The 14,885-nt window shown below is 63.2% G+C and carries 5 protein-coding genes; 3 read left to right on the top strand and 2 right to left on the bottom strand.

Annotation, left to right across the window (positions count from 1 at the left end; genetic code table 11):
* Window positions 1-73 precede the first annotated feature (73 nt).
* Together HBR94_RS14760 and HBR94_RS14755 are read left to right on the top strand one after the other, a co-directional pair.
* Entirely contained in the window at window positions 74-4,936 is a 4,863-nt protein-coding gene (locus HBR94_RS14760; RefSeq protein WP_170045067.1) for a DUF6543 domain-containing protein, read from the top strand.
* Between the two features lie 43 nt (window positions 4,937-4,979).
* On the top strand, window positions 4,980-9,641 hold the full coding sequence (locus tag HBR94_RS14755) for a hypothetical protein (RefSeq protein ID WP_170045066.1): 4,662 nt from the start codon (window positions 4,980-4,982) through the stop codon (window positions 9,639-9,641).
* Between the two features lie 51 nt (window positions 9,642-9,692).
* On the opposite strand, the gene HBR94_RS14750 is transcribed toward HBR94_RS14755, so the two are convergent.
* Both HBR94_RS14750 and HBR94_RS14745 read right to left on the bottom strand, forming a co-directional pair.
* Complete coding sequence (locus HBR94_RS14750; RefSeq protein WP_057444729.1) at window positions 9,693-12,068, bottom strand: RND family transporter; 2,376 nt, start codon at window positions 12,066-12,068, stop codon at window positions 9,693-9,695.
* A 15-nt stretch (window positions 12,069-12,083) separates the two neighbouring features.
* Window positions 12,084-13,124 carry a YCF48-related protein gene (locus tag HBR94_RS14745; RefSeq protein ID WP_057438652.1) on the bottom strand — a complete coding sequence of 347 codons (1,041 nt, stop codon included), beginning with the start codon at window positions 13,122-13,124 and terminating at the stop codon, window positions 12,084-12,086.
* Window positions 13,125-13,452: 328 nt separating this feature from the next.
* On the opposite strand from HBR94_RS14745, the gene HBR94_RS14740 reads away from it, so the two are divergent.
* A complete protein-coding gene (locus tag HBR94_RS14740) occupies window positions 13,453-14,568 on the top strand; it encodes a Gfo/Idh/MocA family oxidoreductase (RefSeq protein ID WP_057438653.1) in 1,116 nt (371 codons plus the stop codon).
* Window positions 14,569-14,885: the final 317 nt, after the last annotated feature.

The raw sequence follows: 14,885 nt of genomic DNA, 5'->3' as shown, positions 1-14,885 counted from the left end.
CCGGCTACCACACTGCGGCCCCAGCGGCTTGCCATTCTGCGGAGGAACCCCATCGCGCAGAACGGAATCTTTTATGCCGGACACTTTACCCGCCCCACTCCCTGGCCCATCGCTGTTCACTCACCGCAGCAACACCCCCGCCCTGGCCGTCGCCCACCAATTCGCCGATCGCCCGGGCTTGCGCCAGGTGCTTGAGCAACACCTGCAGGAACGCCTGCTGGAACACTTCCCGGTGCTGCGCATGGATGTGTCTACGGTCAGGCTGGCCACCCCCAACCAACGGCGCGGCTGGGATCTCAAGCGCCTGATCGACGTCGTCCTCGATCACCTGGGCAAGGGCACGGCCCTGAACCTGACCCTGGTCATCGACGAACGCCGCTGCTTCCTGTCCCAACGACCGCCGTCGCGCCTGACCTATGAGGCCAATGGCCCCCGCGAGCCGGATATGACCGTCATTGAACGGGTGATTCTGGACCTCGCCTTTACCCTGCCTATCGCTTTGCAACACGCCCTGACGAGCTACTGGAACCTCGACGCAGAAACCGGCGTCAGCCGCTGGCAATGGCTTGGCGACCTGCTGTGCGACACCCTGAAAAACACCGCAAGCCTGCTGCCGAGCGGCCCCGCCCGGAACATGCTCGATAGCGTGACCGGCGAGCCCGATCGCCGCGAGCGCCAGGCCGCGCCCGCAGGTTTCGTGCATGCCTACTGCCTGCAAGCCTGCGTGAGCAACCAGGACCGCGAAGCCCGCCTGCTAAGCACCGACCTGCTGTTGGTGCAGGGCACCCAGATCCTGCTGTGCCAGGCGTCGGGCAATGTCGAGCCCTTTGCCTCAATCGAGGCCTTCACCCACACCTGGGGCCAGCGCCTGGCCAGCCGCTTGCAAGCGGACACGCTGGTGGTCAAGCGTTACGAGCCCGATGGCAATCTCTTCGATACCCAGGCCGCCTTACTGCTCAACCAGCAACTGGACGACCTTCAAGCCATCCGTTTGCCGGCTACCGAAGGGGTCCGCGCCCTGGAGCAGCAGGTCACCGACGCCAGCGACCCTGTGCCCTTGTTTATCGCCGCCCCCGCGCCGGACCCGACGCTGCAGCCTGTCCTGCAGGCGGCGCTGCCCCCCTGGCTGCTGGCAGCCGATGCCGAGCAGCGCTTTGCCTATCGCCAAGGGCTGTTGGACCAGGCGCGCCTGCAACGGCAAACCGGCGGTGCATCCTTTCTGAGCGGCGTCGAAAACCTGCAAGCCTTCACCACCCGCACCCTGCGCGAGCAGATGCGCCGCGACCACCCCGAGTCCAGCGTGGAGCCGGACAACCTGGCGCTGACCTTCCATGTCCCAGTGGGAGACCTGCGTAGCGGCTATCTGGCACAGCAGACCATGAGCCTGAGCGAACTGGCGATCAACAACCTCGCCGCCGCGCCCCAGGGTCGCCTGACCCTGCGCGACACCTCGGGGGCGGACGTTCCGCAGTGGCTGACCGAAGACTACGTCCTGGGGGGAAAGGGCCTGCTCCATAGCACCCCAGGGCTGATCCGCCAGGTGGACGTCGGCCGGCACTACCCGCAGACAATCCGCGAACAGCTGTTGGGGGACACCGCCCAAGCCCGTCGGCGTGAAGCGCTGTTCGGCCAGGAGCTGGCGGTACAGTTGCCGCGCCAAGCCCTGGAGTTGGCGATTCGCGGGCAACAGGGGTTTACCTTCCTGGGTTATCGCTACGTCAAGGCGGTACTGCACAGCAACCTGTCGGGGCGGGTGGTGGATGCCCAGGACATCGTGATCCGCCCTCTGGCCTTCGCCCATAAGCCCGGTGCCGTGCCGGATATCGTCAGCAACATGTTTATCATCGAACCGCGCGCTAGCGACGCCGGGCCGCCGATTCTCTACCGCCCGTTGTACCAGGACGCGCTGCAGCAATTCAGCAGCCGTGCGGCCCTGTTCGACGCCATCGCACAACCCGGCGCGCTACAAGACAGCGTATTGTCCTGGATGACGGACAAGGCCCGGCCGATCTACAGCCATAATGGCTTTCACAGCCCACATATCCTGCGCTTCGGCCAGGGTGACGACAGCGTGCAATGGCCTGCCCCACCGCCCGCCCAGTTGGCGCAGGACAGCCATGGCGGCGAAATCCCCGGTTCCCTGGCGCAGGCACTGGCCACGGGCAACCTGACCCAATACCTGTACGGCAGCAATGCCCGGGCGCTGGTGGACCTGGCAGACCGGGATTCGGTGTCCAATGCCGAAAGCCGCTGGAAAGTACTGCTGGAAGGTGGCTGGCTGCTGTTCAACGCTCTGCTGCTGCCGCTGCTGCGCGGGCCGGCAATGGCGGCGGGCTGGATGGCACAACTGGCCGTCAGCCTGCGCCACGATATTCTCGCCCTGCAAGGCAATGACGCCGCTGCGCGGGAACTGGCCTGGGTCGATGTGCTGCTCAACATCGGCCTGATTCTGTTGCACGTGGCCTCCCGGCCCACCCCTACCCTTGAGCAGGCGGCGCACACCACCGAGCCGGCCTTGGCGCTGACCCTCGCGGCACTGCGCCGCCCGGCGACGACGGCCCACCCGCCGACAGTGATCGAACAAGGCACGGTGGGCCTGCCCGCCGAGCCACCGGCCGGCGACCAGACCCTGGTGGACTTTATCCACTCCAACGCGCGGGACAGCAGTCGCCGGCGCCTGCTGGAGGCCCTGCACGAACTGCATGTACCCTGGCCGGTGCCGCCGCCCTTACCGGCGAGCATCGGCGCCTTCAAGGGCCTGTACCGCATTGATCAGCAGTGGCATGCCTCGGTGGCCGGCCTGCTGTTTCGCGTGAATGTCCTGCCGGACCTGGGCCAAGTGTTCCTGGTTCATCCGCACAAACCGCAGCACCCCGGCTTCCAGCTGACGCGCAATGCCCTGGGTCGCTGGAGCCTGGACCTGGGCCTGAAACTGCGCGGTGGCGGGCCGAAGAACCGGCTCAAGACCAAGCTGGCGCAAATCGATCAGCAACGCAGCCAGGTGTCGGAGGAAATTAATCGCATCGGTGATCAGATCAGCGTCCTGATCAAGCGCCTGCAACCGATCGACCAGGTGCTGGATGCCGCCCGCTTGAAGTTCGAGCAAGCGCATAACGCCTTGGGCAAAGCGCGCCTAAGCTTGCGCAGCAAACCGGACGACCCGGCGCTGATAGCCGAGCACCGCGACAAAGTCGCCCAACGCTCCCGGACCAGGACCGCCTTCCAGCTTTTTCAGGAGCGCTTCGATCAGGCCGCCGCCGAATTGCTGCAACAGCGGCGCGAGCTGATCACGGCCTATGGCCAAATGAAAGAAGTGGACAGTCGCTTCGACTACGAAGGGCAGTGCATCGAGCAATATCAGTCGATCCTGGCCACCGATGAAATCCGCGTCAGCCAGTTGTCATCCCTCTACCTGGCAACATTCATTTCCGAACAGGGCGAGTCGCTGATCGAACTGCAAGGCGCAGCCCACGATGTCGGGGCGATGCGCTATGTCAAGGATCTGCTGGAGACCAACTTTGCGGTTTCCGAGCGCCACGCCCAGGCGATGATTGCCATTGAGAACACCCTGGAGGAAATGGCCGCACGCTTGAAGACCGGCCCCGCGCAACGCCTCAAGTACCTCAATGGTCACCCCAAGCGCCGGTTCTACAACCGCCTCAACGCCACCCTCGAATCCCTGGATGTGCTGACCGAGTTGAGCATCGACCAGACGATCCCGGCCACCACGCCCCAGGAACACTACTTCCTGGCGCGCCATGAACACCTGCAATCCTCGCTGTCGCCTCTGGAAGACTCACACCTGGAGCTACTGACCACCGAAGGCTTCACCCCAGCCGAGCGCAAGGCCGTGCTGAGCAACCTGATCAAGCATTACCGCCGCCGACTGCAGATTTACCAGAGCCTGCTGGAACTGGACTCGCCCCTGGCACACCCAAGGTATATGCCGCTGCTGATCGAGCGCCTGCACACCGCCCGTGACAGCGCCGAGACGGATCTGGCGGCCCTGTTGCGCGAGGATGAATTCCTGCCGCCACAACCGACGCCGTTTAAACCGGTACGCACGACGTCGCGAACCAAACGCGTATTCAAATCACGGGACAAGGGTGCCCTGGTCGGCGAGTTGGAACCCGCGCAAAGCGACATCCCCTTCCCCACCATCGTGACCCGTAACCCGATTACCCAGCAGGTCAGCGGGCGCTTTATGGAGCATCCCAATGAGGGCTGGGTAGAGATTGTCGACGCCCAGCCCACCGCGCCGGTCGAGCCATCTGCGGCGCCGTCCCTGGCGACCTTGCGCACCCAGGCACAACGGCTGCTGGAAGAGGTGCCCGGTATCGAGCGCTCTATCGAGTTCCAGAAAAAGAAGCTCAGCGACCCGACACGCCGCGATGAACTCAACCCGCAAGACTGGCGCGACATGCTCGCGCACCAGGCCGAGCGCCTCGAAGCGGTCGCGACCGAGTTGGCCAACCACCATGGGGACAAGCCGGACATGCCGCAGACCGTGGAACGCTTGCGCCGGCGCGCCAGCGACTTGCGCAGCCAAGGCACGCAGCAGTGCATCGAGGGCTACAAGGCCCAGCGCCCGCGCCAGGAACACATCGAGTTCCTGCGTAGCCACGGCGCGATTGATATCGGCCTGGTCCACGGCGCCCAACGTACCGCGTCCAGGGACTACGTGTCGGAGTTCGCCGTGCGCGAGAAAAACAGCCTCACGGTGCTGTGGTACGCCCACTTCCACTACAGCCAGGCCGACAGTTTGCCCAGTGCCTACACCGCCGCCCATCTCAAGCGCCCCGAACAGCGCTTTGTGACCCTGCGGGACTTGATCGCCCAGGCCGGTGCAGACAGCCAGGCCATCGTGCGAGACCTGTACCACCCGATCACCGCGCCGTTTGACCAACGCCTGTTCCTCAGCCTGTTGCCCGCCTAGAACCCCGCCATGAAGGCATCTACTGCCAATAAAAAGGATGTTTATGCAAAACCTCACCCCCTCCTCCATCGCCCATGCCGTGAGCGCTCGATTTGCTGATCGCCCGGCGCTGGAAACGGTGATCCGCCAACAACTCGCCGCGGCCATCGGCGCCCAGTACCCAACGCTGACGATAGACCTGAGTCGCACTCGCCTGGCCCGGCCGCAACGCCGCAGCTGGCTGTTACAGCCATTTATGCCAGTGGTACAGGATGCGCTGGCCAGTGGCATAGCGCTGGATTTCAGCGATGTGGACAACGTGCCCTGGTACCTCTCCGACGAGCCGCCAAAACGTCTGAAACTGCCCGGTTTGACCGGGGAACAACTCAATATGCGGGTCATCGCACGCCTGGTTGGCGAACTGCCCCAGACCCTGCCCATCGCCCTGCAAAATGCCTTGGCCGAGTATTGGGACGCCGGGCATTGGCGCTGGCTTGCGCACGTGCTGATGGACACCTTGCGCGTATCCGCCCTTCGCCACACAGGCCTGGATGCCCAGGCGCAGGAGGCGATCGACCAACTGGTGGCCATCCCCGACCGTGAAGCGCGAATCGCCCGCCATGGCCAGGGTGTGGTGTTCGCCTATGGCCTGGAAGTCACCCTCAAGAGCGGGGAACAGAGCAGCCACCTGCTGAGTCCGGAACTGGTGCTGGTCCGCGCCGTGAACGGCAAGATGCCGGTGCTGCTGTGCAGCCCCGGCGGCGGCATTGAAGTGTTCGCCTCCATGGATGGGTTGGTCCAGACCTACGGCCAGCGCCTGGGCAGCCAATATCAGGTCGACGATATCCTCATCCAGCGCTACGAGCCCGACGGCGATATCTTCGAACACCAGGCGGCGATGATCCTCAATCGCCAGTTGGCAGACCTGGGCAACCTGCGCCTGCCCACGGCCCAGCCCTTCAGCGCCTGGCAGGCGCTGTATGCTGAACTCACCGATCCCGGCCGGTTTTTCCGCGACTCGCCGGCCGCCCCACCCCAGGCCCTGGACACTCTGCGCCCACACCTGCCGAGCTGGCTGCAACAGGCCAGCGCCGACGACCGCGCGACTTACCGGCGTTATGCCCTGGCGCTGGCCAGCGCCAAACAGCGCGGCGGCGGGCGCCACTTCCTCAGTGATCTGGACGATATTCGCACCTACACCGTCAAGACCCTGCTGCAAACGCTGCAACACGACGCCGTGAACTTCGATTCCCTGTTGCCGACGCCGCCGTCTGTCGCCGCGCTGCACCCCGACGACCTGCAACTGACCTTCGCCGTCACCGCTGGCTATCCGGGCACCGTCGGAATTATCCGCCACGAGCGCATGAGCCTCACGGACATGGCCATCGACAACCTGGCCAGCCGCCCCAGCGGCACCGTGACCCTGACCCATCGCCATGGCCTGGCGCTGCCGTCGTGGCTGACCGCCGACTATTTGATGGGCGCCGGTGGCCTCATTGAAAAGGTCGATATCGGCCAGCACTACCCCCGCCTGCTGGAGCAGCATCTGCTGGGCGACAGTCCCGAGGCGCAGCAGCGTGAAGCGTTGTTTGCCGATCAGCAGGCCGCGCAACTGCCGTTGCTGGCGCTGGAGTTGTGCCTCAAACAACAGGCCGGCGTAAGCCGCCAGGGCACGCGCCTGGTGGCCGCGCTGATGCAGGGCAATGTTGCCGAGCAGCAGGTTGATAACCGTCAGGTGGTGATCCGTCATCTGGCGTTGGTGCGGGCCCCTGGCGCCTCTCCCGACAGCGTCAGCAACATGTACTTGATCGAAACGCGGGACGCCGAGGTCGGCCCTCATCTGCTGTACCGCCCGTTGTATGCCCAAGCGCTTCTGGAATTCGCCAGCCGCGAGGCGCTGTTCGAGGCCATCGCCCAGCCCGGCGAGCTACAAGACAGTGTGCTGACCTGGCTGAGCGACAGCGCCCGGCCGATCTATGCCCACGGTGGCTTGCGCGAACCGCATTACCTGCGCTTCGGCCAGGGCGATGAATTTGCCCCCCTGAATAAGCCGGTGCCGGCGCGCCTGTCCAGCGATGGCATCAACGATGAATTACAACAATGCCTGGTGACCGGGCGCCTGATGAGCTACCTGTTCAGCGACCACGCCCGTGCCTTGGTGCAACAGGCCAACCGCGAGTCGGTGTCCAACAGCGAGAGCCGCTGGCGGGTACTGCTGGAAGGCAGCAGCCTGTTGTTCGGCAACCTGCTGCTGCCGTTGCTGCGTGGTCGGGCGATGCTCACCGGCTGGTTGATGGCCCTGATGGCCAGCCTGGACCAGGACATACCGGCGCTGGATGCGCCCGACCGCCAGACCCGGGAACTGGCTGCCGTCGATCTGCTGCTCAACCTCGGCCTGCTGCTGTTCGAGGCGACGCCCGAGGTGACCGCGTCTTACCCGCCCCTGGCTGCCGGGCTCAAGGCGCGTGCACTGCCTTCGGCCCTCGCGCCGCGTATTACCGAACAATGGCCGGTGCCCGCGGCGCCGACGGTTCGCGAGGGAGCCGTGGCCCTGCCAGGTGTGTTGCCGGATACCCGCCGCAATGTGCTGGACTTCAGCTTTGCCCAGACCCGTCAACGCCTGACGCCAGCCCAGCGCGTGCGGCTGAGCAGCTTCAAGGCCATCCGGCCGACGCCCATGCCCCGCCCCGTGCTGAATGGGCCACGCAAGGGGCTGTACCTGGTTGACAACATTTGGCACGCCGAGGCGAACGGCGAGTGGTTGCAAGTGAGCCTGGAGCCGGAGGGCGACATCAGGGTCGTCGCCCCTGGCGACCCCAACCGCAGCGGCCCTTACCTGCGCAGCGATGCCAACGGCGTGTGGTCGGTAGACACCCGCCTGCGCCTGCGCGGTGGCATGCCCTCCAGGCGAATCGCCGCCGAACGTCAGCGACGGGCTGAACGGGTCAGCCAACTGAAGCGTTCTTACGAACAGTTCATCCAGGGTCAGGTGGCCCGGCAAAACCGGATCGAGATTATCCTGGGGGTGATGACCAGGACCGCCGAAGACCCACGCTTCAGCGAAGCGCAACAGGCTGACAGTCGCCAGCGCTTCGATACGGCCCTGCAGGAACAGACATTGGAATACCAGCAGCAGTTGGACAGCCTGAAAGAACGCAGCGAGCTGGGGATTGCCTTGCCACCCGAATCGGTGGCGAGCTTGCTGGAAAACATCGTCAACAATACGCGCAAGCATGTGGTGGTGGCCGAGAAAGATCGCGGTGCGCTGTACCGCAACAACAGTCACTTCACGTCCCGAAGCACACGCCTGGCCGAGGCTGTGCTCAGTGACTTTGCGGCTTACCAGCGGTTCATCCGCGAAATGATTGCCATCAATGAGCGTTCGATCCACTGGCTGGAGCTGCGCGACCGCTACCTGGACCAACTGTTCAACCTGGGCACCGCCGGCAGCGAATACTACAACCGTCTGACCTGGGACCGTCCGCAGGAAATCAGCGCCCTGGCCGTCAAGGATCTGCTGATGCGCAACTACGAACTGATGACCCACAAGTACCCGGATCATCCACTGGTCGATGTACTGATCGACATCCTTGAGCCCCTGCAGGAACACTTGCGTACCCACAGTGAGCTGAACGACCTGGAACTGACGGCCGAGGACCGCGTGAGCGTGCTGGAAAGCCTGGTGGAACACTATGGCCGGGGCCTGGATTCGTTGCAGGGGCTGGGTATCGTCAATGCCGATGAGCTGGACAGCGAATATTTTGCCAAGCTGGTCACGCTGGTAGAGGGACTGTACCAGGACGCCGCCAAGCAACTGGCCGGCGAAATCAAGCCCGTCGCCCAGCCCCCCAGGCGCCCGAGCCGACGCAGCCCGGCAATGATCGGCAAGCCTCTGAAAAAAGTGATCCGTACCCCGAAAAAGGGCACCTTTATCGGTGAGGTCAAGCCAGTGGGCTCGGTGGAAACGGTGGAGGTTCGCTCCCAGGTCAGTGACCAACTGCTGGCCATGTATTCACAACGGGGGGACCAGTGGATCGAATACAAGGAGTCGCGACCACCGGCCTCTGCGCCAGCACCGCGCAGTCTGAGCCTGGTCAAGGGTGAAGCCCGCAAGCTGCTGGCCATGCTCGAAGAACACCTGCGCCGTGGCGAGCAATACCGGAGAATCTCCCGGCACCCGCAAGAAGTGCAGGAAGTGCTGCAATTTGAAGCGGTGCGTTACGACAGACTGGCCAACGAACTGCATCTGGCGATTCAGGCCCAACCCGCCGAGGCGCGTACGTCAGCGGATCAAACCCTGGTTAACAACATGCGCCAGGCGGCGTTGCGCTTGAGTGCGCAAGGCCTGGCGCTGCGTACCCAGCTGTGCCTGGACCTGCCCCCGACCCACGGCAACCTCGAGTACCTGATCGAACAGAAGCGCGCCAACATAGGGTTGCTGGGGGAGCGTATCCAACTGAGTGGCGAGCGTCGGGATTTTGTCCAGGAGTATGCGGTGAACGACCAGGGCGGCTATCCGTTGTGGTATGCGCACTTGCACTACCCGGCGGCCGATACGCCCAAGGAACTGTATACCGCGGCCCACCTGAAAACCCGGGAGCAGCGCAAGCAGAGTTACTACTCGCAACTGGCCAGGGCGCAAAGCCCCCAGGCAGTCGTGGATGTCCATCGCGGGTTGATCGGCAAGGCGTTGGTGCAGCGCTGGTTCCTGCCGCTGGCTCCCTGACCGGCTGTGGCGAGCGGAATTGCCCGCTCGCCACAGGGGGGGCTTCTTGGGTCAGTGGGCGAACAAGGAGTTGCCCTTCTGCCCCGCCAGTTTCTCCGGTTTGATCAGGAACCGCGCCAGTGCCGGCAGCAGCCACAGTGCACCGAACATGTTCCACAGCAGCATGAAGGTCAGCATCAGGCCCATATCGGCCTGGAACTTGATAGCCGAGAAGATCCAGGTGCACACGCCGATCGCCAGGCACAGGCCGGTGAACAGTACGGCTTTACCGGTGGATTTGAGGGTCTGGTAATAGGCTTCCTGCAACGGCAGACCGGCGCGCAGGAAGCTTTCCAGGCGGCTGTAGATGTAGATGCCGTAGTCCACGCCAATCCCCACCCCCAGCGCCACCACCGGCAGGGTCGCGACCTTGACGCCGATACCCATGAACGCCATCAGCGCGTTGCCCAGCACCGAGGTCAGTACCAGCGGCAGCACGATGCACAGGGTCGCCGCCCAGGAGCGGAAGGTGATCATGCACATGGTCGCCACGCACAGGTAGACCAGGATCAGGATGGTCAGCTCGGCTTCCTTGATCACTTCGTTGGTGGCCGCTTCGATCCCGGCGTTGCCGGCGGCGAGGATGAACTCCAGGCCTTCCTTGTTGTTTTCCTTGGCGAAGTCCTGCACCGCATGCACCGCACGGTCGAGGGTCTCGGCCTTGTGGTCGTTGAGGAACACCAGCACCGGCGCCAGGGAGCAATTGTTGTTGTACAGGCCATCGGCACGGGCGATGGAGTTATTCAACACATCCGGGTTACGCGACAGGGTTTCCCATTTCAGGTTGCCCTCGTTCATGCCCTTGATCATCTGCTTGGACACGGTCACCAGGGAGATCGCCGACTGCACCCCCTCGGTGTTCTGCATCTTCCACATCAACTGGTCGATGGGCGCCATGGCTTCGTAGCGCGAGCAGCCTTCTGCCTTGGTCTTGACCATCACCACCAGTACATCGGAGCTGGTGGAGTAGTTGCTGATGATGAAGTTATTGTCTTTGTTGTAGCGCGAATCCGGGCGCAGTTCCGGGGCGCCCTGGTCGAGGTCGCCGATCTTCAGGTTCTGGCTGTACCACAGGCCGCCACCAAAGGCGATCACGGCCAGGGCGACGGAGATCGGCGCGACTTTCGGGCTGGCGAAGTTCGACAACAGGCGCCAGAACGGATGGTCGCGGTTGGCGTCCTTTTTGCTCTTGGCAATCGCGCGTTTGCTGATGCCCACATAGGAGATCGCGACCGGCAGCAGGATCAGGTTGGTGAACACGATCACTGCCACACCGATGGAGGCGCCGATGGCCAGTTCACGGATCACGCCGATGTCGATGATCAGCAGGGTGATAAAGCCCACCGCATCCGCGAGAATCGCGATCATCCCCGGCAGGAACAGTTGCCGGAACGTGCGGCGGGCCGCCGTCAGGGCGTTGTCGGCCTCACTGGATTGCAGGGCGATGCCGTTGATCTTCTGCACGCCGTGGGAAATACCGATGGCGAAGATCAGGAACGGCACCAGCATCGAGTACGGGTCCAGGCCGAACCCGAAAAAGTGCATCAAGCCCAGTTGCCAGACCACCGCCACCAGCGTGGTGATCAACACTGCGATGGTGCTGCGCACGCAGTTGGTGAACCACAGCAGCAGCACCAGGGTGATCACGAACGCGACACCGAAGAACAGCACCACCATGATCAAGCCGTCGATCAGGTCGCCGACCTTCTTGGCGAACCCGACGATATGGATCTGGACGTTGGGGTTCTGCTCCTGGAACTTGGTGCGGATCTTGTCTTCCAGTTCGTGGGAAAACTTCTGGTAGTCCAGGGCCAGCAACTTGCCCTGGTCCTGCGGGTCCGGGTAGGACTCCAGCAGCGGGATATCGACGATGCTCGACTTGAAGTCGTTGGCCACCAGGCGCCCGACCTGGCCGGACTTGAGCACGTTGTTGCGCAACTGGTCGAGGCTTTCCGGCGAGCCGTTGTAGCTCTGCGGGATCACTTCGCCGCCGGCAAAGCCCTCCTCGGTCACTTCGGTCCAGCGTACGCTGGGGCTCCACAGGGACTTGAGGCCGGAGCGGTCGACACCGGAGATGTAGAACACTTCGTCGTTGATCTGGCGCAGGGTCTCCATGTACTCCTTGGAGAAGATGTCACCGTCCTTGGCCTCCACCGAGATGCGCACGGTGTTGCCCAGGTTCGCCAGGTCGTTGCGGTGCTCCATCATCTTTTCGATGAAGGGGTGTTGCAGGGGGATCATTTTTTCGAAGCTGGTGGACGGGCGAATCAACGTCGCCTGCCAGAACAGGAAAATGCTCACCAGCAGGCAGATGACGATCACTGCCGGGCGGTTATTGAAGATCAGGCGCTCAAGAAAGGTCGCTTTATCGTTGTGATGACTGCTCATTCTGTCCCCGCCTTCTTATTGTTTTTTGCGTTCGGCGCCGGTTGGCTCGGCGACGCGCACGCCACCCTGCCCCACCAGAATCAAGTCGCCATTGCCCGCCGCCGTCACTGCCGAGAGTGAAATGCGGTCCGGGCGATTGAATACGCTGAACGTCAGGCCATCGTCGTGGCTGACCACCACGCTGCCGCCGTTACCCACCACCACCAGGGTGCCGTCGTCGAGCAAGGTCGCGCCCGACAGGCCGAACTCCAGGGCGCCACGGGCGGCCTTGAGCGCCACTGGCTCCCAGGTGTCGCCAAAATCGGTGGAACGGAACAGATTGCCGCGCAAACCGTAGGCCAACAGGGTCTTGGGCTGGGCGGTGCCGATCACGCCAAACAGCGAGCCCTCGTAAGGGCCTTCGAGTTTTTCCCAGGTCTGCCCCTCGTCGCTGGAGCGGAACATGCTGCCCTGCTCGCCGACGATAAACAGGCCGGCATCCTTGACCCGGGCAATGGCGTTGAGGTGGTACTGGTCTTCGTTGTCGAGGCGGTCGCTGACATCCTCCCAGGTCTTGCCGGCGTCGGTGGTCTCGATCAGCGCACCGTAGGCGCCCACGGCAAAGCCGTGGTTGGGGTCGTTGAACAACACGTCCAGCAGCGGTGCTTCGCGGCTGAGGTCCTTGAACTGCTCGCTCCAGGTGGCCCCGGCATCGCTGCTGGCGAGGATCTTGGCGTCATGCCCGACCGCCCAGCCATGCTGGTCGTCGATAAAAAACACCGCCGTGAGCAATTGCCGGGTCGGCACCTTGGCCTGCACCCAGGTAGCGCCCTGATCATCTGAATAGAGGATATGCCCGCGATCACCGACCGCCACCAGGCGCTTGCCGGCCTGCACGACGTCGATCATCAGGCCTTTTTCGGCCCTTGGCGATTCAATGGCAAATGCCGCAGGTTCTGCGGCGTCGGTTGCAGCCTGGGCAGCCGTCGATAACGCGACAACCCCCAGCAGCGAGAGCGCTGTAGCCAGCACCGCGACCTTGCGCGACGCGAGCGGGCGGCAAAAACCCACACCCATGACAGGCTCACTCATAGACCTTTCTCCCATTTATTATTGTTAGGTCGTAACACCTTCCAGGGTGTTCGCAGTGCGCAAACCTGCAATCTAGAGCCCCTTGAGGAAGCAGGGGCCATCCTATCGGGCTTTCGAATCGTCTGACAATCGGCGCTACGTTATCTTTTGTTAACTAAAGGCCTTTTGCCCTCGCGCTGAATATAGCTGCATTCGCTGAAATGATGAGTTGCCCGCATCCGCTAGGCGATATTTTTATTCCATATATTGATCATTGGGAATTTTTATTCTATTAATTGCGCTCCTGAAACAATAATTCAAAAGGACCACCGCCATGCGCTCACTCGGAATCGGCCTGATCGGTACAGGCTTCATGGGCCGTGCCCACGCACTGGCGTTCAATAACGCCCGTGCGGTGTTTGAGCTTCCCTTCAACCTGACGCTGGCGGCCCTGGCCGATGCCGATACCAAGCGCGCGCAACGTTGCGCCAGCGCCTGGGGCTTTGCCCAGGCCCATGGTGACTGGCAACAATTGATTGATAACCCGCACGTGGACCTGGTCGCTATCACCACCCCCAACCACCTGCACTACCCCATGGCCATGGCCGCACTGGCGGCGGGCAAGGCGGTGTATTGCGAAAAACCCCTGGCGACCAGCCTGCAGCAAGCCGACGCCATGCGCCTCGCCGCCTACGAGGCTGGAGTGGTGACGCGGGTCGGCTACAACTACCAGCACAACCCGATGATCGCCCTGGCGCGACAGATGATCGACGCGGGCGAGTTGGGGCAGATCATCAGTTTCCAGGGCGAGTTCAGTGAAGACTTTATGGCCGACCCGGCGTCGCCCTGGTCCTGGCGCTGTGAGGTGGAGCATGCCGGTGGCGCCCTGGCGGACCTGGGCAGTCATCTGCTGGCGATGGCGCGTTACCTGGTGGGCGATGTGAGCAAGGTGTGCGCCGACAGCCAGACCGTCCACGCCCAACGCCCGGCCAGCCCTGGCAGTACCGAGTGGCGTTCGATTGCGGTGGATGATCAGGTACATGCCTTGCTGCGTTTTGCCAATGGCGCACGCGGCACCGTCAGCAGCAGTTGGCTCAAGCACGGCTACAAGAATCACTTGAGCTTCGAGATCAGCGGCACACACGGCACCCTGGCGTTCGATCAGGAGCGATTGAATGAGTTGCGCCTGTTTCGTGCCGGTGAACAGGGGTTCCAGCGTTTACTGGCGGGCCCCGCCCTGCCCGGCTATGCCGCGTTCAGCCCGGCGGCGGGGCATCAGTTGGGGTACAACGAACTGAAAACCCTGGAAGTGCAGGAGTTGATCATGGCCCTGGCCGGGCAAGGTGCGGCGGGTACTGATTTTGAAGCGGCATGGGAGGTGGAGCGGTTGGCGACAGCGCTTCGGCTGGCGGCGCGGGAGGAGCGGTGGGTCAACGTGAGCGAAATTTAAAGACCTGCACCGATTGATGTGGGCTTGTTCGCGATGGGCATAGGTAGCTATACAACTCTCTTCTGGGGTTGTGTACATATCCGTTGCTGCGGTTACGGCGGCTATTGGTTCCGCCCTTACGGCGGCTCACTTTGGAAAAGAGCCCCAAAGTAAGCAAAGGGCTCTTGCCCCACCACTCGGCACCTCGCCCAGGCTCGGTGTGCCCGTCATCCGACATTGATTTGGGGGGCCGCCGCGATGGGCCATCCATGGCCCAGCGCGGCTAACCCGGCGTCCTGCCGGGTTACCCCCCAAATCAATATCGGATGACGGCCAGC

This window comes from Pseudomonas sp. WS 5412 (genome assembly GCF_012985615.1).
GTDB lineage: Bacteria > Pseudomonadota > Gammaproteobacteria > Pseudomonadales > Pseudomonadaceae > Aquipseudomonas > Aquipseudomonas shahriarae.
The sequence above is the reverse complement of the archived record's forward strand: the minus strand, read 5'-3'. Positions and strand labels throughout refer to the sequence as shown.